23 protein-coding genes and 1 pseudogene are annotated in these 22803 nt (G+C 60.5%); 6 read left to right on the top strand and 18 right to left on the bottom strand.

Annotated elements, in window-relative coordinates; translation table 11 throughout:
- The first annotated feature begins 407 nt into the window (after nt 1–407).
- The 3 genes from HMPREF2944_RS03145 to HMPREF2944_RS03130 all read left to right on the top strand — a co-directional run bounded on the left by HMPREF2944_RS03145 (nt 408) and on the right by HMPREF2944_RS03130 (nt 1589).
- Nucleotides 408–638, top strand: a complete 231-nt coding sequence (locus HMPREF2944_RS03145) for a hypothetical protein (RefSeq protein WP_141753503.1) — start codon at nt 408–410, stop codon at nt 636–638.
- Between the two features lie 459 nt (nt 639–1097).
- Nucleotides 1098–1379, top strand: a complete 282-nt coding sequence (locus HMPREF2944_RS03135; protein ID WP_005505153.1) for a hypothetical protein — start codon at nt 1098–1100, stop codon at nt 1377–1379.
- Between the two features lie 9 nt (nt 1380–1388).
- Nucleotides 1389–1589, top strand: a complete 201-nt coding sequence (locus HMPREF2944_RS03130; protein ID WP_044145762.1) for a hypothetical protein — start codon at nt 1389–1391, stop codon at nt 1587–1589.
- A gap of 244 nt (nt 1590–1833) precedes the next feature.
- Here HMPREF2944_RS03130 and HMPREF2944_RS08975 read toward each other — a convergent pair whose 3' ends face one another.
- The 5 genes from HMPREF2944_RS08975 to HMPREF2944_RS09350 all read right to left on the bottom strand — a co-directional run bounded on the left by HMPREF2944_RS08975 (nt 1834) and on the right by HMPREF2944_RS09350 (nt 5793).
- Nucleotides 1834–2049, bottom strand: a complete 216-nt coding sequence (locus tag HMPREF2944_RS08975; RefSeq protein WP_005505150.1) for a helix-turn-helix domain-containing protein — start codon at nt 2047–2049, stop codon at nt 1834–1836.
- Nucleotides 2046–3113, bottom strand: a complete 1068-nt coding sequence (locus tag HMPREF2944_RS03125; protein ID WP_070616244.1) for a restriction endonuclease subunit S — start codon at nt 3111–3113, stop codon at nt 2046–2048. The genes HMPREF2944_RS08975 and HMPREF2944_RS03125 overlap by 4 nt, the downstream gene beginning before the upstream one ends.
- A complete protein-coding gene (locus tag HMPREF2944_RS03120) occupies nt 3110–5104 on the bottom strand; it encodes an HsdM family class I SAM-dependent methyltransferase (RefSeq protein ID WP_005505140.1) in 1995 nt (664 codons plus the stop codon). The genes HMPREF2944_RS03125 and HMPREF2944_RS03120 overlap by 4 nt, the downstream gene beginning before the upstream one ends.
- A gap of 223 nt (nt 5105–5327) precedes the next feature.
- Nucleotides 5328–5672 carry an antirestriction protein ArdA gene (locus HMPREF2944_RS08970; RefSeq protein WP_080562534.1) on the bottom strand — a complete coding sequence of 115 codons (345 nt, stop codon included), beginning with the start codon at nt 5670–5672 and terminating at the stop codon, nt 5328–5330.
- Nucleotides 5560–5793 carry a recombinase family protein gene (locus HMPREF2944_RS09350; RefSeq protein ID WP_141753505.1) on the bottom strand — a complete coding sequence of 78 codons (234 nt, stop codon included), beginning with the start codon at nt 5791–5793 and terminating at the stop codon, nt 5560–5562. Before HMPREF2944_RS09350 ends, HMPREF2944_RS08970 begins: the two co-directional genes overlap by 113 nt.
- Here HMPREF2944_RS09350 and HMPREF2944_RS09490 point away from each other — a divergent pair.
- A pseudogene (locus tag HMPREF2944_RS09490) lies at nt 5782–5880 on the top strand (TOBE domain-containing protein); the annotation flags it as partial. The gene HMPREF2944_RS09350 and the pseudogene HMPREF2944_RS09490 sit on opposite strands and share 12 nt — an antisense overlap.
- Before the next feature lie 158 nt (nt 5881–6038).
- Here the strand turns inward: HMPREF2944_RS09490 and HMPREF2944_RS08965 are convergent.
- From HMPREF2944_RS08965 to HMPREF2944_RS03065, 9 genes are all read right to left on the bottom strand, one after another.
- Nucleotides 6039–7112 (bottom strand): hypothetical protein, encoded by a 1074-nt coding sequence (locus tag HMPREF2944_RS08965; protein ID WP_070616245.1) that lies wholly within the window; start codon nt 7110–7112, stop codon nt 6039–6041.
- Nucleotides 7113–7236: 124 nt separating this feature from the next.
- Nucleotides 7237–8652 carry an ApeA N-terminal domain 1-containing protein gene (locus HMPREF2944_RS09125; protein ID WP_141755720.1) on the bottom strand — a complete coding sequence of 472 codons (1416 nt, stop codon included), beginning with the start codon at nt 8650–8652 and terminating at the stop codon, nt 7237–7239.
- 187 nt (nt 8653–8839) lie between these two features.
- On the bottom strand, nt 8840–9925 hold the full coding sequence (ychF, locus tag HMPREF2944_RS03095; protein ID WP_070593684.1) for a redox-regulated ATPase YchF: 1086 nt from the start codon (nt 9923–9925) through the stop codon (nt 8840–8842).
- 215 nt (nt 9926–10140) lie between these two features.
- Nucleotides 10141–10773 carry a response regulator transcription factor gene (locus HMPREF2944_RS03090; RefSeq protein WP_005505116.1) on the bottom strand — a complete coding sequence of 211 codons (633 nt, stop codon included), beginning with the start codon at nt 10771–10773 and terminating at the stop codon, nt 10141–10143.
- 125 nt (nt 10774–10898) lie between these two features.
- Nucleotides 10899–12182, bottom strand: coding sequence for a sensor histidine kinase (locus tag HMPREF2944_RS03085; protein ID WP_070680317.1), 1284 nt, complete (start codon nt 12180–12182; stop codon nt 10899–10901).
- 178 nt (nt 12183–12360) lie between these two features.
- Nucleotides 12361–13119, bottom strand: a complete 759-nt coding sequence (locus HMPREF2944_RS03080; RefSeq protein ID WP_005508459.1) for an ABC transporter permease — start codon at nt 13117–13119, stop codon at nt 12361–12363.
- A gap of 53 nt (nt 13120–13172) precedes the next feature.
- Nucleotides 13173–14126, bottom strand: coding sequence for an ABC transporter ATP-binding protein (locus tag HMPREF2944_RS03075; protein WP_070680314.1), 954 nt, complete (start codon nt 14124–14126; stop codon nt 13173–13175).
- 332 nt (nt 14127–14458) lie between these two features.
- Complete coding sequence (locus HMPREF2944_RS03070) at nt 14459–15544, bottom strand: 4-hydroxy-3-methylbut-2-enyl diphosphate reductase (RefSeq protein ID WP_012903115.1); 1086 nt, start codon at nt 15542–15544, stop codon at nt 14459–14461.
- 27 nt (nt 15545–15571) lie between these two features.
- Nucleotides 15572–16699, bottom strand: a complete 1128-nt coding sequence (locus HMPREF2944_RS03065; RefSeq protein ID WP_070680311.1) for a dehydrogenase — start codon at nt 16697–16699, stop codon at nt 15572–15574.
- A 153-nt stretch (nt 16700–16852) separates the two neighbouring features.
- On the opposite strand from HMPREF2944_RS03065, the gene xseA reads away from it, so the two are divergent.
- Both xseA and HMPREF2944_RS03055 read left to right on the top strand, forming a co-directional pair.
- Nucleotides 16853–18148, top strand: coding sequence for an exodeoxyribonuclease VII large subunit (gene xseA, locus HMPREF2944_RS03060; RefSeq protein WP_049332022.1), 1296 nt, complete (start codon nt 16853–16855; stop codon nt 18146–18148).
- Between the two features lie 54 nt (nt 18149–18202).
- Entirely contained in the window at nt 18203–18460 is a 258-nt protein-coding gene (locus tag HMPREF2944_RS03055; RefSeq protein ID WP_049346187.1) for an exodeoxyribonuclease VII small subunit, read from the top strand.
- Between the two features lie 123 nt (nt 18461–18583).
- Here the strand turns inward: HMPREF2944_RS03055 and HMPREF2944_RS03050 are convergent, their stop codons facing one another.
- The 4 genes from HMPREF2944_RS03050 to HMPREF2944_RS03035 are packed head-to-tail and all read right to left on the bottom strand — an operon-like array spanning nt 18584 to nt 22783.
- A complete protein-coding gene (locus HMPREF2944_RS03050) occupies nt 18584–19807 on the bottom strand; it encodes a pyridoxal phosphate-dependent aminotransferase (RefSeq protein ID WP_049346185.1) in 1224 nt (407 codons plus the stop codon).
- Between the two features lie 6 nt (nt 19808–19813).
- On the bottom strand, nt 19814–21094 hold the full coding sequence (locus HMPREF2944_RS03045) for a glycine betaine ABC transporter substrate-binding protein (protein ID WP_070680308.1): 1281 nt from the start codon (nt 21092–21094) through the stop codon (nt 19814–19816).
- Complete coding sequence (locus HMPREF2944_RS03040) at nt 21091–21597, bottom strand: NUDIX hydrolase (protein ID WP_070680305.1); 507 nt, start codon at nt 21595–21597, stop codon at nt 21091–21093. The genes HMPREF2944_RS03045 and HMPREF2944_RS03040 overlap by 4 nt, the downstream gene beginning before the upstream one ends.
- 28 nt (nt 21598–21625) lie before the next feature.
- Nucleotides 21626–22783 (bottom strand): LysR substrate-binding domain-containing protein, encoded by a 1158-nt coding sequence (locus HMPREF2944_RS03035; protein WP_070680301.1) that lies wholly within the window; start codon nt 22781–22783, stop codon nt 21626–21628.
- Nucleotides 22784–22803: the final 20 nt, after the last annotated feature.

The raw sequence follows: 22803 nt of genomic DNA, 5'->3' as shown, positions 1-22803 counted from the left end.
AGGTTGGCGAGACCGCTTACGCAGTGATCAAGGCGTCCAACGTGATGGTTGGTGCTGACCACTAATCCCAGTCGATATGGCTTGCACCCGGGCGGCTGCCTTTTGTGGCGCGCGAGGGTTAATAGGGTGGAGCCCCGCACTGTACGTTCACAGTGCGGGGCTCCGCTTTTATGTTTTTATCGCTTAGGCGTTGAAGCGGAACTCCACCACGTTTCACACGAGACGAACATCACAACCCCACAGAGGGGAGCAACGGCGAGGGCAGGTTCCGCCCCTGTGAGGGCATCCGCAAAGTCATGGAATACGGCGACGCTCGCGCCGCGAGGTTGTCGCGTAAGATCACGAAGGACTAGAAGAACAAGCGCGGCGAGATGGAGGGCGGCACGGTCACGACGACGACGTTTCTCGTGCACTTGCCGCGCACGATGTACGTCGAGCAGCCCGACTTCTATCCGGCGATCAATCCACGCACCGGCAAGCGCCGCATCGACCCCGAGACGGGCGAACCTGTGAGCCGTTCGCGGTGGGTCGCACGAGACAAGGATGAGGCTGAGGAGTACTTCTCGGCAGTTCTTGAGTACCTGGGTGAGAACGTCGTTCCCGGAGGCATGAACGGCATCCCCGGGGTGTCCGTCTAGTATTCAGAGAACGCCCCGCACATGCACGTGCTCGCGGACACGTTTGGCGACGACCCGAAACGACCGGGGATGCTCCATCAAGACTGGTCGCGCGCCTACTCTGAGCATCGCGACGTACGCGACGAGGAGGGTCGCCGAGTACCGGGTTGAGAGAAGATACGAGACCTTCACGTAGGTCTGCGTGAGAACCTCATCGCCAACGGGGTTCGAGGTCGAACGCGAGTCTTCCAAGCGCTCGCTTGAGAACCTCGCCAAGGCGGAGTACGTCGCCTCGATGCAGGCGCTCGATACTGCCGAGGAGACCCTCGCTAGGGTCGCTGCATTGGAGCCCGAGGCACGCGCCGAGGTGGAGCGTCTCCTTGCGGGCGCACGCGAGAAGTCGCGAGGGTTGGTGATCGACGCGGAGCTGGAGGGCGAGGAAATCATCACTCACGCCGAGCTCGATGCGACGACCTCACGGTGGCCGCACATTCACATGCTGAGAACATCGCCGCGTCTGCGCGCGAACAGGGCAAGCAAGAAGGCCGTGAGGAGGGCAAGAAGGAGGTCGCCAATGAGCTCGCCCGCGCCAGCGCCTTGGCGACTGAGGCCGAGCAGCATCTCGCAGCTGTCAAGAGCTCGAAGCCACTCTCAGGCGAGCAGGCTCGGGCGCTCTATTCCGAGGGCGTTCGTGTGCTCGCTGAGAGCGTCTCGACGAGGGTCGAGGACGCTGCCGTTCGGAGTGTCATCGACTCGGTTTAGAACGCGCACGTGAACTTCACCGAGTCTGACAAGTTCGCCGACTTCGCGAAGGCGGTGACGGCTGGCAGAGAGCAGCAGCGAGAGCGCACTCTCAACAGACAGCAGCGTAGTCAGCGCGTGATCGAGCAGCGGCTCAACAAGGCCAGCACGACCACCAAGAGTACGACTCATGACTGCGATAGCAGCAACGACTCATTTGAGATGGGGTAAGAGCAATGTTGTTTCGATTGGCGAATGGAAAGATCATTGAAGTTCATCACGGACCGATTGATCCGAAGCTCGCAACGGCGAAGAAACGTGAACGTGAAACTAAGAGCACGAATGATCGTAAGGTGACGAGCACACAACCAACACAGCGTGATGATGCTCAGAAGGCGTAGGAGAGAACGAGAACCCCCGAGACGACTGAGGTCACCTCGGGGGTTTTCGTTCGTTGTAGGGGCTCCTGAGGGCGTCAGGGTTGGTCTGAGATGTGCAGACGCTTTCCGAGCGCCTTGGCTACCTTTTCCAGCGTCCCGGTGGAGATGTTGACACCAGTCTCGACACGAGCGATAGTCGGACGTGAGACCTGAGCACGGTTGGCCAGCTCGGTCTGGCTCCAGCCGAGGGCACGGCGAGCGACGCGGATGTCCTGACCGATACCGTGCGCTGGATTCGGTACACGACTCATGACAGGCTCCCAAGGACGGGTGTAATGGCACGCTCAACACGCACACGCAGGGCGTGTCCATAGGCGCTCATGCCCTCCCAGTCCACCACGTCCTCGCCCTCAGCATTGGTGATGACGGGAACCATGATGCGAGTTCTTCCAAGTCTGCGCATATTTGCGATATTCCCGTACGAAAACTTTCCAAAGGTCTGCAACCGCACACAGCCAGCAAGGAACATCAATGCGGATTCTGAAGCATCGGCGTATCTTGGTTCCAACGCAGTCACATTATTGGAACCCCAAAAGGGAACAGGTTGGTATGTGCAATATCCGACTCCTCCAGCCCCAGTATTAACCATGGCTAACCATTTCCCGGGAAACAGTGGTTGCTCATCAACAAACCCCACCTGGCTGTTGTGGCGTGAAGCCGCAACAACATATGGAGTCTTGCCACTATCACTTCGGATCGCCTGCTTGCCACGGTGTTGAATGAACAATTCATCTATCAGCATTGGCTCGAACCTCAGCTCCGGGAGGGTGTCGTCGTCAGCGAGGCGAGTCTCGCGAGCGCTGTGTGTCTGTGTGACAACCTGGTCCAGCAGCTCTGCGCCGAGACGGTCCATGCCGTCCCAGTCGGCCTCGATAGTGCCATCAGCGGCGGTGAGAGCAGGAACCATAATGCGGGTCTTCTTCAAGCGTCCAAGAGTGGCGCCGTTACCGCCCCAAGAGAACTTTCCCATCTGCTCCTGTATCAGTGAGGAGAGAACGAGCGCATTGCTCTCGTTGAGTCGCACATGACGAAGAACCTGGATGTTCTGGCTCGTGTAGAACGGAACCGGTTGGTAACCAATCGTCTGAGTGTCAAGCCCAATCGTCATGGCGTTCCCGGCCTCAGGTGCCTTATCTTGGCGCGGGCAGAAGCTATCGACTCCGTTGCTTGCCTTAGTTCGAGAGACGAACGGAAATACGGGCACTCCGGAGAGACAGAGCTTGCTCTTGTCGTACCACGCCTTCGAAGCCGTCATCGACTCGAAGACGTCAGTGATGAGCATCGGCTGAAAGTCGAGGGTTTCGAGGACGCTCATTCCTTGCCCTCCTCATCGCTGGTGACACTCATAGACGGCGTGATGAGGTCGCCGAGCCCGTGGGCATGCATGTCAACCTGCCAGGTCACATAGTCAGCAACCGTACTCATGAAGTCCTCGTAGGTCGGTGGCACATCGTTGAAGTAGAAGTAACTGTGCTGCCATTCATCCTCGGCGGTGACTTCGGATCGGACGATGAAGCTCGTGTCGTCCTGGGCGTCACCGCGCAGAACCTCCAGGAGGTGCTTGCGGCGCGAGGCGACCGTACCGTCGTCCACGAGGCCACGGTGCGGGGCGACTACCCAGCCGTCCTTCTCGAAGTTCACGAAGCGAACCTTCTGGTCCTCGCGGTGTTTGCGCCCGGCTGTGAAGATCGCGATGACCGTGTGAGGGGTGTGCCCAGAATTGGTGAAGGTCATCGGGTTCATCGTGATGACGGTTTCGAGCGTGTGATGCTCCAGGATGTACCGCTTGCGAGCCTTATCCTCCTTAGTCTTGCCGACCATCGCGGACTGAGGCACAATCACGGCGAGCTTGCCGCCAGGGTTGAGGAACTCCAGCGCACGCTCGATGAAGGCAAGCTCGGAGAGGTTGCGGGTGTTCTTGTCCTTGGCCTGCGAGTAGGGCGGGTTGAGGAGCACCTTGGTGAAGCCGTGTCCGAGGGCGATTGTGCCGTCGGACAGCTTCATATCCCCGCGCATTTCTGCCATTGGAGCCTCGAAGATCGAGTCGCGACGGAAGTTCGCTTTGCCATCGCCTCGCAGGATCATGTTCGTGGTACCGATTGCGAAGAGCTTGTCCTGGAGCTCAATGCCGTAGAGGCGGTTCTTGCGGATGTCCTCACACATGGCCGCGTTGTCGCCCGCGTCGTCGAACATTCGCTGCATGGCAGCGATAAGGAAGGACGCGGTACCTGCGGTAGGGTCGAGAACGTAATCGGTGGCGTTCACGTCGATCAACTCAGCCATGAGCGTCGTGATATGCTCGGGCGTGAGCACGATGCCGAGGCCCGATCCGTCGCCTCCACCGTACGAGATGAACTCGTGGTAGAAGTTGCCGAGCACATCGAAGGTAGTCATCGAGGGGTCAGTGACGACGTGGTACACGTCGTTCTTCAGGATGCGGGTCATCCACTTGAGAGGTGACTCGCCAAGGTCTCGGTGGGAGCGGTTGAGCTGCGGTGCCTGCTTGATGAAGGAGAACTGGTCAAGGAGCGTGCCGATCTTCGCCTGAGGCATGAGCGCTTCGGACTTCATGTACTGCTCGGCAGCGTCGTAGATGATGCGCCCATCCCACACCTGGTAGTTGTTACCGGGCGAAATGCTCTGGAGGCGGTCGAGGTTGAAATAGGGGTTCTTGAGCGCCAGGAGAATCGCCGAGACAAGCGGTGCTTTTCGGTCATTTTCGACCGATCCATAGTTGCGCATTCCTTCATGCAGGCGCTCTGCTGCTGCACGAACATCGTCGAGTTGAACCTCTGCGCGCGGGCGCTGTCCGAGAACCTGAACGGCGTAGTACTCGCCAATCTCCTTCTCGGAGAACACGTCGAGGTTGTCGAGGTCGTCAAGGTGCTTGACAAAGCCAGGGGCCAGGTAGGACACGGCGATCTCATGGTGGACTTCGCCACCGCCGACACCCACGGCGAAGACACCCTTGTCGAACGGGATGCCGTTGGCGAGCATCGTCTTCGCGTAGTGGATTGCACCATTGAGCGCGTAGTCAGCACGGTAGGGATGCTCGGTGACCGGGTCACCATCGACGAGGTAGCGCGTACGCTGCACGTCCTTCTTGTCCTCGACCACGACGACGAAACCATCTGAGACGAAGACGAACTCGGGCTTGCCCTCAGCATTGGCCGAGGCAGACTTCGACCCACCCTTGAGGGCGTCTCGCTTCCACTGGGGGCCACCGTCCTGTTCCCAGGGGCGATTAAAACCAATTTCGCGTAGCATGTCACGGACGATCTGGTCCGTCGCCCTCTCGTTCGCCATGTTCATCCTCTCTCTGGCAGGCCGTTTCTACCTCAGATTGTATTAGATATGTTGCATTGAGAACAGTCAGACACGGCAACAAAAGGCGGGTTTTGCCTGAAAAACGCCCCCCTAGAGGTCGGTGTGACCTCCAGGGGGTTCAGATGTGCGTTCAGTGGGCACGGAAGATGAAGACACCGCCGTCAGGGACGTTGGCGATGGCATAGTCGAATCATTCATCGCACTACCAGGCGTCGATGTCGAAGTAGCTGTGTAGATGCTCGGGAATCTCGTCCCAGATGCACATCTCCTCGGCGAGGTGGGCAGAGTAGTCGTTCTCCGAGTCCCAGAAGCCGCAGTAGCGATCCTCGAAGTCAGACGCACACGGCAGGCCGTCCACATCAGCCACGTAGCAGCCAGTCTCCACCCATGCCAGCAGGACACCCCACTGCACCTCCCCCACCTCCTCGTAGAGGTCACCCCACGAGGCAGCAGTAGACGGCGACATCTCGCCGGTGCCGCTCAGGAAGCCGGTGAGGTCGAAGCACCATAGTTCTTCGTGAGAGGTGGGGGCGTTGGATGTCCTCAGGGATGAGGTCGGCGTCTCCGTTGGCTGTTACGAGAAACAGACCTCGGGACTCCGTGCGATCAATCCAATCCTCCAGCTCCCGAGGCTGGCGTATGAGGCGGTCAAGGTCATAACAGACAATCGCATTGAGGAGCTGGGCCTGAAGGTTGGCGAGACCGCTTACGCAGTGATCAAGGCTTCCAACGTGATGGTTGGTTCTGACCACTAATCCCGGTCAATATGGTTTAAACTCGGGCGGCTGCCTGTTGCGGCGCGCGAGGGTTAATAGGGCGGAGCCCCGCACTGTACGTTCACAGCGCGGGGCTCCACCTTTATGTTTTTATCGCTTAGACGTTGAAGCGGAACTCCACCACGTCACGGCGTATATCAATGTTTCGGAGGAAGCGACATTTTACGAGGAGAGGTCTCCTTCCACGGCCCAATTTCCGTGGCTGCCTTTTCCAGTCCTTCCCCGTAGGTTTCCCACAATTCAGGACACTTTTCACTAATCCATGCGAAACCCTGACGGACATCGACGTCATCAATCCCCCAGCCCCCTATACGGTCTGATTCAGGTACTGATTCAATTGCGACAGCTAGATTTTGAATCATCCGCATCGCTAGATGACTATCAGCATCGGCAACCCATCCAACCGCTCTGATGAGCCAGGCTGCTGTAGCAGTAACACTGTCGGTCGAGCCCTTAATTTCCCACCGGTCAAACGAGCGCAGGACATCTCGATGCAGCAGATAGGCGAGAGCATCCGCGATGTCTCTCTTCAGCTCATCCACCTCATCCGCTTCCGACCCCGGGCCTTGGCGCCCCATTTCCAAGTCTTTGACCGCGAGAAGGGCACCTGTCAGAACATTCAGCTTAAGACCACCGGGAGCCCGAGAATCAATCCGCTCGACCGCGTCAAGAAGAGGACTCGCTACCTGGGGAAGAGCAGTAACCAGCTCCCGGTAGAAGGAGTGGCCTGGACGTTGCTTTTCTGCAGTCGGTCCCGTAACAAGTTCGACGATACGTGAAACTTCAACCTTAGATCCCTGTCTTGTTACTTCCGCAATGAATTGGAGCAATCCAGGATAAGGCGGGTACCCATCACTTTCTGCATAACGACGTTCAAGTCCGTCAACATAATTACTCACAGTGGCATCAGTCAGGTTATCTTGCACTTTCACACCGGTGGACGTTCCCGGAAGTGCAAGAGCAGGATTGGCGCGAAGATGATTGAGGAGGAAATCCCAATCCGCTCCCTCATACTCACGAATCTCCTTCCACAGTAGCGCCAGATGTGTGGGGTCTGAGGCTTGAGGAACAATCCCCAGCAGCGCATCGCGTCGCTGGAGCTGAGAAACCGACGTTAGATTAGCGAGGATTTTGGCTTGCAACTCGCTGTCACGTTTTACTTGTTTCGCTCCTGCCCTCCATAACACAATGGGGATGAGTGCAGTAGCCACAAAGGATGCTAAACCCAAGAGAAGCATCGGATCATCCCACGCCCACTTACTTAAAAGGGAATGCCACCATTCGGTTATCACTTTTACCTCCTAAACGTTGAAGCGGAGCTCCGCCAGTTCGTTATCATGCATCAGTATGGTTTTGCTTTTCCTCAGTTATTTCTTCCGGCGGAGGTGTGAGCCACTCTCCCGCACACCGAGCTGCATTATTGTATTGACGATGACGACTAACGATTATTTTTTGATATTCAGCTGATACACCTATACATCGCATAACACTCAACACAACCACGGTCCTCGTCACATCCACGATAGCCATTAGCTCTTCGACAGATTGGTTCTTGGCTTTCCCCTCGTGTGTAAGGTAATTTCGGGCTTTTGTAGTCTCTTTTGCCCAATATTTAACGTCAGGAATAAGAGTTGAAATCAAATCTTCACCCACAAAATCCGCAAGGCTAACCAGCCTCTGCCGGAGAGTCAGTTCATTACGTATGGATGACTTAATCATTTCTTTATACCCATCTGGGGCAACTTCTAATAACTTCTCTCTCATCAACTTAAATTCCTGATTATCATAAGGCTTCCCACCAAGCTTAAGGTTGCGATGTAAAACTTCTGCAGTCATAGTCGCCATCAAGAGGTCATTTTCAACAAATGGCATCTTCTCGAATTGCATCGCGATAACCATACTAATAGCCGCCTGAGCCCGATTTACCAACTCGAACCACCTCGAGAGGGATGCAATAGGGAATGCATTAGAGGAAATTTCAGCGTCAAACTTACCACGAGCCACCCCAGCTCCCGTTCCAATCTTATTCGGTGAGAAAAGAAGATTCAGGAATTCATTACCAGCCTGAAGTTGCACCCAGACAATGCCTGAGAATTGATTGACAACGAAAGAAATGAAATTCTGAATAACATTAACTTCTTCCAAAGCTTCCTGCAACGAAAAACCTTCGCCTGAAATTATCTGACAAAACGGACCTCTTTGATTATGTTTTTCAGAACTACCCACACCACAGATTTCGACAGTTTTACCTAATACACTAAATTTAAATTCTTGACCACCTTCGGGGGAATCCCAGCACCCCAAGTTATCAACAGACACCCTAAGACCATCAAATACTTTATTATTCTTATTTCCTAGATGCTTCCCTAGAATCAACTTATCCGCACTGATTCTGTAACTACTTGTATGATTTTTTCCAATTCGCCCCTGAGTCTTCGTATAGCTCTTACCCATTGCATCCATGATGGTAATATCTACCCCGTCAGCGACACCATAAATCACATCATACGAATTTAAATAGTCTTTACTCCTTACGGCCCGAACTCGAAATAGATTCCCATTCTCATCTTTACGTATGTCACCAAGTCCATTAGGATAATATCCATCAAAATGATTATCCAATTTGAGGTTCAGTCCCCCTTCACCATCGTAAATAAGGGTTCCTGCAACCTTGTTATCAGGATTTTCGGGAAGCCACCAATGACCAACCCATTCACCCTTTTCAGCAAAAGGAAATGGAGATTCATTCATTTTATCCTCCAAATAAAAGAATCAAGCTAAAACAGAATTTCATCTAGGTGACATTTTTGTATTACCTACATAAATTTCAATTAGCGAATTACATTACGCATTAAGAGTACAGAAAATCCGGTGACAGTGAGATGAATTTCGTCATCCCTCCATCACCGGATTCTCAAAGTCCTATCGACCCGTCAGCTTAGACGTTGAAGCGGAACTCCACCACGTCGCCGTCCTGCATGATATAGTCCTTGCCCTCCATACGGACCTTACCGCGAGCCTTCGCCTCCGCCATGGAGCCAGCCTCATCCAGATCCTTGAAAGACACAACCTCAGCCTTAATGAAGCCGCGCTCAAAGTCAGAGTGAATCACGCCAGCAGCCTGCGGCGCAGTATCACCCTTATAAATAGTCCAGGCGCGAGCCTCCTTCGGGCCAGCAGTCAGATAAGTCTGCAAACCCAGAGTCGAGAAGCCCACACGAGCCAGCTGGTCCAGGCCGGACTCATCCTGACCGTTCATCTCCAGCATCTCGCGAGCCTCCTCCTCAGACAGCTCCACCAGATCAGCCTCCAGCTTCGCATCCAAGAACACAGCCTCAGCCGGCGCCACCATGTCACGCAGCTCCTGCTGCTTCTCCTCAGATGCCAGAATGCCCTCATCCGCGTTGAACACGTAAATGAACGGCTTAGCAGTCAGCAGGTTCAGCTCCTTCAGGTGAGTCAGCTCCAGCTTCGCGTCCTTCGCACGAGAAATGATGGTGTCACCATCCTCCAGGATCTTCTGCGCAGCCTTGTAGGTCTCCAGCTGAGCGGCGTCACCCTTCTTAATCTTCACAGCCTTCTCCAGACGCGGAATAGCGTTCTCCAGAGTCTGCAGGTCAGCCAGAATCAGCTCAGTGTTAATGGTCTCCATATCGGAGGCGGGGTCAACCTTGCCGTCCACGTGAATGACGTCCGGGTCATCAAACGCACGCACCACCTGGGCGATAGCGTGCGCCTCACGAATGTTCGCGAGGAACTTGTTACCTAAGCCCTCACCCTCAGAAGCGCCCTTCACAATACCCGCAATATCAACGAACGAAACAGTCGCAGGCAGAATACGCTCCGAACCAAAAATCTCAGCCAGACGGTTCAGACGCGCATCCGGCAGGTTCACCACGCCCACGTTCGGGTCAATGGTCGCGAACGGGTAGTTAGCCGCCAGCACAGTGTTGCCGGTCAGAGCGTTGAACAGGGTGGACTTGCCCACATTAGGCAGGCCAACAATGCCGATAGTTAGAGCCACAAGTTTTCCTTCGAATCATGTACCCCGCCATACGCACGGATGCGCCGCGTAAGTGATGCGGCGGGTGCGGGCGGGCACAGGGCGAAAATGGTGCCCGCTTCCAAGCGCGGCACCGCAAGTCTCGGGAAGAAACGGGTGCGGGGCGCCTGCGGGCATAGACACTACCATTCTACCGTGTTCGAGCAGGAGCCGCCCGGGTTGATGAGAGCAGGGGGCTAAAGCCAGCCGTTCTCCGTAGCGATACGCACCGCGTCCTGACGAGTCGACGCACCCGTCTTCGCCATCGCCGCCGACAAATAATTACGCACCGTACCCGCCGACAAAAACAACGCCGACGCAATCTGCTGAGCCGTACCACCCGACGCCGCCTCACGCAGCACCTGCGCCTCACGCTCCGTCAACGGAGAAGCACCCGTCACCAAAGAATCCGCCGCCAACGACGGATCCACCACACGCAACCCCGCATGTACACGACGAATCGCCTCCGCCAACTGGCGAGCACCCGTATCCTTCACCACAAAACCACTCGCACCAGCCTCCAGGGCGCGGCGCACATAGCCCGGGCGGCCAAAAGTCGTCACAATCAGCGTACGCACCGGCTCACCCGACTCGCTCAGCGCGCCCGCATCACGCAGCGCCGCAGCCGCCTCAATACCATCAGCCAACAAAGTACCGGGCATCTGCACATCCAACAGCACCACGTCCGGCTTCAACAGGGCGACAGCACCCAACACCTCATCACCACTACCGACCTGACCCACAATCTGCAGGTCAACCTCCAAACCCAGCAGAGCGGCAAGAGCCTCACGGATGAGCTGCTGATCGTCAGCGAGCAGAACACGAATCATGGGAGCCTCCCAGGGGCGAAGACGGGTGATAACGGCGGGCGGAACAACCGCGTGAGGTTGCCTACCACCACCATACAGGGGGCGGGTAGCTCCCCCGTCCAGGGCGCGGCGCCATGTTCCACAATCTACAGCAGCGAAGTATCACCGTCCATGCTCACGCGGATGCGCGTACCCACCCCACCGCCGGGGTTCTCCGCCAGCCACTGCTCGGGTGCCGGCTCAATCACCACGCTACCGCCGGACGCCGCCACGCGCTGAGCCATGCCCGTCAGGCCGTTACCGCGCGCATCGCCCACACCCACGCCGTTATCGAGGATGTCCAGGCCGGTTGCGCTCAAACGCACCCGCGCCGTGTTCGCGCCCGAGTGGCGCACCATATTCGTGACCGCCTCACGCAGAACCCAGGAGAACAGCTTCGCGTTCACACCGGCCACCGCGAGCGCGCTCTGCGCCTCCGGCAGTTCGGCGCGAATACCGGCGGTCTGCAGGGCACGACCCGCACCCTCAATCTCACCCGAGAAGTCGGGCACGCGCAGGCGCGTCACGGTTGAACGAACCTCCGCCAGGGATGCGCGGGACAGCTGCGCGATCGCCTCCATTTCGGCGCCGGCGCGGGCGGGGTCAATCTCCAGCAGGCGCTGCGCCAGCTCCGCTTTGAGGGTGATGACAGTCAGGGAGTGGCCCAGCACGTCGTGCACGTCGCGGGCAATCTCTTCACGTTCCTCGGAGAGCGCCAGGGATGCACGCGCTACGTCCGCACGTTCGCCGAGCTCAATCAGGTAGGAGAAGCCCAGCATGCCTGCCATCGGCGCACCAATAAAGAGAGCGATACCGCCGTGTGCGCTGACATCAAAGCCGGTGCCCACCATAAAAATTAGCCAGCAGGCCACGGCAATCGTCGCCGCTACACCCAAGCGCAGGCGGTACGGGGCGATTGTGCCAAAAACCCAGAACGCCACAAAGTACATGCTGAACGACAGGAACACCATATATGCCGATTCCACCTGCAGTACCGTCAGGCCAGCCACGGGCAGTGCCATCAGCATGGTCCAGATGACGCTTCGGCGCACCGTGGAGGCGACCGGCACCAGCCACGGCACCGCGTACGCTGAGCAGTTCACCACCGCGAACAGCGCCACCAGCGCCACACCGGTCCAGCGCACATGCGCCAGCCCCGGGGCGGTGAGGAAGCTATCCAGCGGCATGAGCAGAAACACCAGCCACGGGGCGCTGAAGCCCAGCGCCAGCCAGTTCACGCTGCCGCGGCGTTCGCGGTAGAGGAAGCGGAAGCGGTTCTTACCCAGAGTGCGCTGCGCGGCGGAGGGTGCCGCCTCGTTCTCTGCGTGGGGGTGTTCGCTCACGGCGCGGGCCTGGTCAGTGTTTTGCGGGTGGGTGTGGGTTTCGGTCATGGTTCTAGCCTAACGTGTGGGTGCCAGGGGTCCAGGTGCCAGGGGTGCAGATACCACCGGTGCGGCGGTGTCAGTAGCGGCAGTGTTAGTAGGAGCAGTGTGAGTGGATACGGCTTCCGCCGCAGCCTCGGGAGCCCTGATACTACGGAACCCTTGAGACTGCGGCGGGAAGAAGCGTTTAGCGGCGGGTTGCGCGGCGCATCAGCAGGGCAGAAACACCCAGGAAGATAGCCGCCCACACAACCAGGCTCACCACTGCGTACCAGAGCGGCTCGGTCACGAACCAGTCCTCACCACCCAGAATAATGGTCTGACCTGCGCTGAAGGGGTAGCGGGCAATCTCAGCGGCACCGTACAGCGGGGTGAAGCGGGCGTACTTCAGCAGGTCGGTGCTCAGCGGGGAGAACACGGTACCGAAGAAGCTCATAATCACCAGCAGACCGTTCGCAATGGACACGGCGTTCTCGTTACGAATCAGCAGACCCATCATGATGCCGTAGAAGGCGAACACCAGACCGCACAGCACCGTCAGCGCGCCAGCGGCAAGCTGCTGGTTCACAGGGATCTCGACACCGGTGAACATGCCCACAATGTTCACCGCAATCACCGGCACCGCAGAAATCACCAGGGCGGTCAGCGCCTTCGCGCCCAGGTACTTGCCGGTAGTCAGCGGGGTCAGCGCCAGCTGGCGGTTCCAGCCGCTGGAGAGCTCGGTGACGGTGCTACCGCTAATCGCCACGGTGTTCTGCACGGCGCCGTACAGCGCCATGCCAATCATGACGTACGCTGCTACGTTGCCGTCACCCATCGGCTGGGAGGAGTAGTCCTGCATCGCGCCGAAGAGCAGGAAGAAGACGATGGGCAGTGCCACGCCGAAGAAGAAACGGTCGGTCGAGAGGATAGAAGCGCGGATGTCGTAGAGTGCGTAGCGGAGCATGATGTTTTCCTTGAGGTGTGTAACGGCGGCGTAGCGTTTAGATGGTCTGATGTTTAGGCGTCGGATGCCTTGGAGGCGGCGGCCTGCTCGGTCAACAGGGTGAAGGACTCGTCCAAGGAGGGCTTGGTGACCTCCAGGTCGCTGATGCTGTAGTTGTTCAGCAGAGTGCGCAGTACCTGCTCAATCTCCAGCACGGAGATGCGGTGGCGGTACCCGCCGGACTCTTCGGTCACCTCGACCGGCACGTTCAGGTTGGTGATGGGCGCGGGTGCGAGGAAGGAAAGGTGGCGGTGACCGGTCAGGGCGCGAATCTCATCGGAGGAGCCGTCAGCGATGATGGAGCCGGATTCCATGAGCACGATACGCTGGGCGAAGTTCTGTGCTTCTTCCAGGTAGTGCGTCGCAAAAAGAATGGTCGTTCCACGTTCTGCGATGGCCTCCATACGCTCCCAGAAGGTGCGGCGCGCATTCACGTCCATGCCGGCGGTCGGCTCGTCCAGGATCAGCAGTTCCGGCGAGTGCATGGTCGCCAAGGCGTAACGCAGACGCTGCTGCTGACCGCCCGAGCACTTGCCGACCTTACGCTTAGCGATATCGGTCAGATCGGCGCCGGCGAGTACCTCATCCACGTCAATGGGCTTGGGGTACAGCGCCGCAATCATCTCGACCGTAGCGCGGATCGTCAGGTCCTTGAGCAGGCCACCGGTCTGCTGCACCGCACCGAGCAGACCGGCGCGTGCCGCCTCGGAGGCGTTGCGACCGAAGACGCTCAACTCGCCGCCGCTGGGCTGGGTCAGGCCAAGAATCATGTCGATGAGGGTGGTCTTACCTGCACCATTGGGGCCGAGCAGGGCGATGATTTCGCCGCGCTTGACGGTCAGGTCAATCGAGTTGACGGCGACCACGGTGCCTGCCGCGCGGGTGGAGAAAACCTGGCGGAGGGAGCGGGCAGAAATAACGGTTTCTGCGGTGTTGTGCTTGCTGTTCTGAAGTGCTGCGGTGTTCATGTTTCTATTACACCGCCGGTTCTCGCGCCGCTACGGTACAGAGTGTCATGACCTGCACATGACAAATGTCATGAGTTCGCGGAGGGGCTGTTCTAACGAGGGTTTTTCAGCGGTAATAGAGCGTGGCGACGAGGTAATCTCCGCAGCGGAGGCGGTCACGCGAAGCGGGGGCTCTGTCCTCAAGGCGCCCCAGCGCCGCAGAGGGGGCACTCCCCCGCGTAGCGAGACCGCGAAGCTGCGCAAGAACCCCTACCTGTGCATCCTCAGACACGAAAGACCCCGCGTCTTCTCCCCACATGGGGAAGAGGACACGGGGTCATAAGCTAAAAGTCTTAGCGAGTGGGCTTAGCGCCGCGGCCACCGAGCTGGCGGCCCACGTTCTCATCATTCTTCAGGGCGGAACGCAGCTCCTTCGGCAGGGAGAAGAGAATGTCTTCCTTCGCGGTCTCCACCTCTTCGATGGTGTTGTAGCCGTACTCGGCGAGCAGAGCCAGCACCTCCTGAACCAGAACCTCGGGCACGGACGCGCCGGAGGTCAGGCCCACGGTTGCCACACCCTCGAACCAGGACTCGTCCACCTGGTGTGCGAAGTCCACACGCTCGGCACGCTTAGCGCCGTATTCGAGTGCTACTTCCTTCAGGCGCACGGAGTTCGAGGAGTTCGCCGAACCGACCACAATCACCAGGTCTGCGCGCGGAGCGATCTCCTTGATAGCGCCCTGGCGGTTGGAGGTTGCGTAGCAGATGTCGTCCGAGGGCGGATCCTGCAGGGACGGGAAACGCTCACGCAGACGCGCCACGGTTTCGAGGGTCTCGTCCACGGACAGGGTGGTCTGGGAAATCCAGACGACCTTCTCCGGGTTGCGGACGGTCACCTGATCCACCTCGTCGGGCGAGTTCACGATCTGGATGTGCTCGGGCGCCTCACCGGCGGTACCTTCGACCTCTTCGTGGCCGGTGTGGCCGATGAGCAGGATGTCGTAGTCCTGCTTGGCGAAGCGCACAGCCTCGCGGTGCACCTTGTTCACCAGCGGGCAGGTCGCGTCAATGGTGTTCAGGGAGCGGTCGCCGGCTGCGGAAACCACCGCCGGGGACACGCCGTGCGCCGAGAACACGGTCACGGAACCTTCGGGGACTTCGTCCACTTCATCAACGAAGATAGCGCCTTGCTTTTCCAGGGTCTCCACCACGTGGCGGTTGTGCACAATCTGCTTGCGCACGTAGACGGGCGCACCGTAGTGCTCCAGCGCCTTCTCAACAGCGATCACGGCACGGTCAACGCCCGCGCAGTAACCGCGCGGGGTGGCGAGCAGGACTTTCTTCTCACCGGTGACGGGTGCGGCGGCTTCAACGTCGGCGCGGCTGCGGCGCTCGCGGGGTACGGGCGGCAGGCCCAGGGCAATAGTTTCAGTGGACATGGTTACTATCCTACGTTGTTCGGACTTTTAGTGTGTGATGACTGTGGCATCGCTCGCAGTGGTGCGGCCCAGGTGGACCAGGTGCACGAGAATCCCCACCAGTAGCAGGATGACCGCCGCGGCGAGACCGTAGCTTGCCGCAGCTCCCAGGTGAGATGTCGCCAAGGGCCGGGTTACGTTCCACGCCCCGTCAATAAACGCGGTTCCGGCAGCGCTACGGCTGGTGATCCCCAGGGCGGCGGGAGTCTGGGCGCCCAGCCAGGAGGCGGCGCCCCAGCAAGCCAGGGCGTACAGCAGGGCGGAGACGACCGGCACCAGCACGCGGCGGCGAGGCGCAACCAGGACGGCCACGAAGAGCAGAACTGCCGCCAGAACAATCAGGGTTCCGGTGGCCTGCCCAATTGCGGCGACGCGTTTAATCGCCGAGTGGACCACCCAATCGCTATCCTGCGTTGCGCTCCCCTGGGCCGCGCCGTCCCGGACCCTGTCAATGTTCAGGGTTTCGGGGCCGAGCTTCGTCAGGTCCGGGTCGAAGGGGCCGATCGAGCCGACCTTTTCGTCCAGGGCCCGGTAGAAGGGCGTGAGCACGATGACGGCGGGCCCGTCGTGGCTCAGGTTGTACCGCCGAGTCTCTTCCGCGATATCGCGCCAGAGGCTTCGGTATTCATCAGTTTTTGAGAGCTCACCGGCGGCGCGGTTGAGCATGGAGCGGATCCCGTCTTCGGTGGGCTTCACCAGAATGGAGTATAGGCCGCTTGCTTTGGTTCCGTCGAGGAAGGTTGTCATAGCTTCGCTCTTCATGAGGTCTTCGACCGCGCCGTCAGCGATGCGGGTGGCCAGCTGCTGGTCGCTGGCCAGGTTCGCTGAAATCTCCGAAAAGCCGGTCTCGGAGGCGATATTTGCCCTCACCCAGGCGCCGCCCGTGGCGCCCAGGGCGCACAGCACCGAGAGCAGGCTCAGCACGAGGGCGATAACCGTACGCAAACCCGCCGCAACGGGTGCGTGCGCGGGAGGGGCCGCCGCGGACTGTGCGGCGGGGCTCGGTAAGCCGCCGGCCGGATAGCCCGATGCCGGCATCGCGCGCGTGGGCTGCAGGAGCGAGGTCTCTTCCTCGTCCAGGTTGCGGGTGGCGTTGTGATGATCTGGTGAACGCATGAGCCTAGCGTACCGCCTCAACCTTAAGGTCACGAGGCGACTCGATGAGAATGTGCCATCAGCTGAGGGATTCGCCCGCTCCCCATTCCGCTCGCCCGGAGCCCCGTCACCGTTCGGCGGGCAGAAATTCGGCGTATCGGCGACAATAGGAACATGAACTTCTACAACCCCTCCGCAGCACGGCCGACGCTCGTGGTGCCGCCCGTGCACGAGCGGCAGCTTCCCGCGAAATCGCAGGAAACCACCGCCACCAACCCCTGGCCGCTGGCTTTGCTCGCGCAGAACCTCAAAAACTATGTGGACAAGGTTCCCGAGCTGTGGGTTGAGGCGCAGGTCGCCTCGCTCAACGGCCGCGGAGGCAACGTCTTCATGGAGCTCAAGGACGTTCAGGAGGATTTTTCCTTCACCCTCGCGCTCTTCGGCCGCGCCGGTAGCGGCCTCGCCGCCGACGTGACCGTGGGCTCGCGCATCGTTACCCGCGCCAAGCCGAGCCTGTGGAAGAACGGTAAGCTCTCCCTCATCGGCAAGGAGGTGTACGCGGTCGGCACCGGCAACCTGCACGAGCAGCTACAGCGTCTGCGTGAGCAGCTTGCCGCCGAGGGGCTATTCGCCGACGCCCGCAAGAAGCCGCTGCCCATGCTTCCCAACCGCGTGGGCCTGATTACCGGTCGCGACTCCGATGCTGAGAAGGACGTTATCCGCAACGCCTCCCTGCGCTGGCCCGGCGTGTCCTTCGAGGTGCGCAACACCCGCGTGCAGGGTGAGGGCGCGGCTCAGGAGGTCATCGCCGCGCTCGCGGAGCTGGATGCCCACCCCGAGGTGGACGTCATCGTCATCGCCCGAGGCGGCGGCTCCTTCGAGGACCTGCTCCCCTTCTCCGAAGAATCCCTCATCCGAGCCGTCGCGGCTGCCGTCACCCCGGTGGTCTCGGCGATTGGCCACGAGGCGGACTCCCCCATCCTCGATGCGGTGGCCGATTTGCGCGCCTCCACGCCCACGGATGCGGGCAAGCGCATCGTGCCCGATATCTCCGAGGAGGCGGCCCGCATCGCCGAGGCCCGAGCCCGCCTGGACCGCGCGGTACTCGGCTATGTGGGCATGCAGATGAGCTACATCGCGCAGCTGCGGAGCCGCCCGGTGTTCACCCATCCCGATTCGGCGCTGCTCATGCGTGCCGACGAGGTGAATCGCCTGCGCGAACGCGCCCTGCGGGCCACCGAGCACCGCATCGAGCGAGAGTCGGGAACGTTGGAACACACGATTGCGCGCGTGCGGTCCCTCTCCCCCGCCCAGACCCTCAGCCGCGGCTATTCCATCGTTCAGAATTCTGCGGGCGCTATTGTGCGTGACGCCTCGGTGCTGCACGAGGGCGAGCAAATTACGGTGCGCGCGGCGACCGGTTCGGCGCAGGCGACCGTGACCTCCACGAATCCCTCGAACATCTCCTAAACCTCGATACCCCTAAGTTTTACCCCCAGTTTTTTACCCCTGAAAGGTTCCTCAATGAGCGAGAACATTAGCTTCAACAGCGCCGAGCTGGGCGCACCCGTCGAAACCCTCGGCTACGAGCAGGCCCGCGCCGAGCTGGAGCAGGTCGTGCGTCAGCTGGAGTCCGGCACCAGCGATCTGGAAACCTCTATTGCCCTGTGGGAACGCGGCGAGGCCCTGGCCACCCGATGCGAGGCGTGGCTGAAGGGCGCGCAGGAGCGCCTGAACGCGGTGCGAGGCGAGCAGGGTGGTCAGGAACCCACGGCCAACTAGCGTGCCCCTCCCCGGCTCCTCCGACTAGCGATAAAACGGCCTGCCCCGCAGCTCATCAGAGCTACGGGGCAGGCCGTTTATATTCCGGTAGGGTTCGCTAAGCGGCCGGCGAGATATCCCTCGCTAGTGCTTCTGCTTGTAGTCGGCCATGAAGTTACCCAGACGCTCCAGGGCGCTGGTGAGGGTCTGCGTATCGGGCAGGTACACCAGGCGGAAGTGGTCGGGGTCCTTCCAGTTGAAGGCGCGGCCGTGGCTGAAGAGAATCTTCTGGCTCTTGAGCAGGTCGAGAGCGAACTGCTCGTCATCGGTAATGTCGAAGCGCTCAATATCAATCTTCGGGAACAGGTACAGTGCGCCGTCGGCGGGGGTGCAGCTGATGCCGTCAATCTCGTTGAGCATCTTGTGGGCCAGGGTGCGCTGCTCGTACAGGCGGCCGCCGGGAGCAACCAGCTCGTTGATGGACTGGTAGCCGCCAAGCGCTGTCTGGATTGCGTGCTGTGCCGGGACGTTGGAGCACAGGCGCATGGAGGCGAGCAGGTGGATGCCCTCAAGGTAGCTTGCGGCGTCCTTCTTCGGGCCGGTAATGGCCACCCAACCCGCGCGGTAACCGCAGACGCGGTAGGCCTTGGACAGGCCGGAGAAGGTCAGGCAGAGCACGTCGTCGCCGGTCAGAGTGGCCATGTTGATGGCCTCTGCACCATCGTAGGTAATCTTTTCGTAAATCTCGTCGGAGAACACGACCAGACCGTGCTCGCGTGCCACATCCACGATCTGCTTCAGAATCGAGCGCGGGTAGACGGCACCGGTCGGGTTATTCGGGTTAATCACCACGATGCCCTTGGTGCGCTCGGTAATCTTCGACTTAATGTCTTCGATGTCGGGGTACCAGTTGTTTTCCTCGTCGCAGAGGTAGTGCACGGGCTTGCCGCCCACCAGCGCGGTGGATGCGGTCCACAGCGGGTAGTCGGGCATGGGGACCAGGATTTCGTCGCCGGTCTCGCATAGTGCCTGCAGGGTCATCGGGATCAGCTCAGACACACCGTTACCCAAGTAGATAGACTCGGTGTCCAGGTTCATGATGCCGTGGTTCTGGTAGTGCTGCACAATGGCGGTACGTGCGGAGTACAGGCCGTGGGAATCGGAGTAGCCCTGGGTTTCGGGCAGGTGACGAATAATATCCATCATGATCGCGTCCGGCGCCTCAAAACCGAAGGGGGCGGGGTTACCGATGTTCAGCTTAAGGATGCGGTAGCCCATCGCTTCCATGCGGTTCGCCTCATCCAGAATCGGTCCGCGAATATCGTAGTGGACGTTGTTCAGTCGGGAGGACTGACGGTACTTCGTCATGATGATTTACTTTCTAGGGTGATCCAAAATGAATTGCGCTGCGTCGTCATCGGCGATGGGGTTGGATCCGCTGGTGAGCTGCAGCAGGAACGAGAGGTTACCCGTGTCTAATGTAGATGATACGCGGTTAACCGCGTTGCGAGCGCTATCTGGCAGGGTGCGACGAATAATCGGCACCAATTGTTGTTGCAACATGGCACTGGAGGGGTCCTCCAGCACGACCAGGCGGTTGTCGTCGATGGCCGGGTTCACGCTGTGCAGCAGGGTCACCTGCACGCTGTCGTCGGTGAGGGCACGCACGCGCTCGGCGGGGTCATTCTGCTGCGTGACGGCGCGGGCCGTGAAGCGGTAGAGGCTGCGCAACGACTCAATGCCGTAGGTCCCGACCGAGTAGCTATCGGGAATGGAGAAGCCCAGGGTGGATCGCACATCGCGCAGGCCGACCAGCGAGGTGAGCTTGTAGCGGGCGCTGACGGCGCGGGTGGTGACCAGCACATCCTTGTTGGTGGCGCTGGCGCCGTTCAGCAGGTTCAGCCCCTCGGGTAGGATGCGCGAGATGGCGTTGGTCATGTCGGTGGTGGTCATGGCGCGCAGATTGATGGGATCCGCCGAACGGGTCGCGGAGGCGCTGGCCGTCGGGTCGGCCGAGGAATCCGCGGAAGGGCTTGCGGTGCCGGAGGCCTCTCCGGTCGCTCCGCTACCGGAGGCCGTATCGCTCGGGGTGGGGTTTTGAGTAGGAGCCGGGGGCAGGGTCACGCCGGCGGCGGCCGCGGAGGCGGTCACCGAGGCCGCCACGCGCTCGTTCTGTACGGCGGCGGGGCTGAGCTTGCCGTCATCGGTCAGGTAGAGCAGCAGGTCGCCGCTGTAGTCGATGACGATATCCAGCGGGTCAACGTCCTGGGCTTCGACGGAGGCGGCCCCGCGGTCCACGGGTAGCGCCTCGTAGGCGGCGGTGGCTTCGGCCTCGCTCACCTCGGGGGTGGTCGATTCGGTTCCGGTGCTTTCCTGGCGTCCCGAGGGCGCGAGGAGGGCGCGCAGGGCCAGGCTGCGGCTGTGGCCCGTTTCAACCAATTCGACGGTGTAGCCGACCCTTCGCAGGGCCTGAGCATACACGTGGGCCACGGCGTGCATTTCGCGCAGGGCACCGTAGCCGATGCGCAGGGTGCCGTAGGTGGGGGCGGAGGGGTCGACCTGCGGCATCGCGTCGTGGGTGGCGCATGCGGCCAGTAGCGGGGCAAGCGCCGCGGAGCCTAGCAGGGCGCGGCGGGTTAGGGTGCGGCGGGTCATGAGGTGAGCTTCCTAGCGTTCTCATCGGCGAGAAATTCGCGGTATTCTCGGGCCCAGCTTGCGGCGTTGGTGTACCCCATCATGGAGGCCACCTCGTCGATGAGCGTGCCGTAGCGAATCGTATCGAGCTCGGCGATGGGCACCCAGCGCGCGGTGTCGGAGGAGCCGTTCACCTCGTGGCGCAGTTCGCCGGTGACGATGTGGGCACGGAAAACTATTCGCAGGGCGCAGAAGGGTAGCGCCTCCGGGTCTTTTTGAGCCTGAGCCGAGCGCACGGGGAAGTGACCGGCATGCACGCCCAGGATGTCCTCAATAGCGACGCTGTATCCGGTCTCTTCGAGGGTCTCGCGCAGCGCCGTTTCGTCGGCCTGCTCGCCCGGTTCCATGCCGCCACCGGGCAGCGACCAGAGGGGGCTGAGGTTCCGGTCTTCGGGCACCCAGTGGGTCATGAGCAGCTTACCCTGCTCGATGATGACCGCGTAGGCCGCGGGTCGGGTTTCCATTGATAATGCCATGGTTCGATTTTACCGCCTAGCGCTTCTTACCCCGGCGCGCTGAGGCCGCCTTGGAGGTCTGGCGGGCGTGCTGTCGGGCGTTGCCGTTTTTCTTGGCGTTGGCGCGCTTCTTATCGCGTGCCTCGCGGCGTGCGTTAGCGGCGCGGGCCTTCGCCTTGGCCTTGGCCTTTTCCGCGGCCACGCGTTCGGCGCGTGCCTGGCGAGTTTCGGTGCCGCGATCGCTGCTGGCGGTACGTCCGCGCACGATGCCGATAAAGTCCTGCAGGAGAGCCTCGAGCTCCTCGGGGCGCGGCTCCCCCTTGGGCGCGCGCGGCCAGACCAGGTGCACCGGGTAGGTGTCCAGATCGGGCACAGGGCGGTAGGTGAGGTCCTTGCGGTGGTAGAAACGCGCGATGGACATGGGCACGATGTACAGGCCCACGCCGGCGGCCACCAAATCGATAGTCTCCTGGTCATTCAACCCCTCGGGCACAATGCGGCCGGAGCTTTCACGCCAGGAGCGGGAAACCTCCTCGTAGGCGGGAATATCGGAGGCGGGCTGAAGCAGGAACTCCTCGGCCAGTTCGGCCACGGGCACTTCGTCGAGCACGGTGAGAACGTGGTCCACCGGCAGGATGACCACGGGCAGCTCCTCGTAAAGGCGGATGCTGTGGTACTTCTCGCCGTCGGTGCTGGCCGGCTCGCGGTAGGGGCGCAGGATGCTCATGTGGGCGAAGGGGTTCTCGGGAACCTCCACTCGCTCGATAGGTGCGGGCTCTGCGTTGTCTGCGGGGCTTGCCGTTTCGGAGCCTTCCGCAGACTCCGGGTCGATCAGCTGTAGGTTCTGGTGAAGGGAGTCCAGTCCGCGCGCCTCGCGCACGGGCACCTCGGCCAGGGGCACGCGGTCGCCGTAGCGTTCGTGCCAGCGGTTGAACCACTTGCCGGGCATAATGCCGGGCACGTAGCTCACGCGCAGGGCCGAGCGCTGCAGAACCGGCACGGGTAGAGCCTCCGGAGTCTGAATCGTGGCCAGCTGCTCGGGGTGCAGGTACACGCGGGTGGGAGCCTCGGAGGGCGCTTCGGCGACGGCCGCCTCAAGGGGGGCCGTCTGCTCTGCATGATTCTCGCGGTGCTCTGCGGGGGTTGCGAGAGGCTGCTCGGGGGTGCCTGCGGTGGAGGTGTCGGTTGAACTCATCCCTCCACGCTAACACATTC

The sequence above is a fragment of the Rothia sp. HMSC072E10 genome, from assembly GCF_001813965.1.
In the GTDB taxonomy this organism is placed as follows: domain Bacteria; phylum Actinomycetota; class Actinomycetes; order Actinomycetales; family Micrococcaceae; genus Rothia; species Rothia mucilaginosa_A.
The sequence above is the reverse complement of the archived record's forward strand: the minus strand, read 5'-3'. Positions and strand labels throughout refer to the sequence as shown.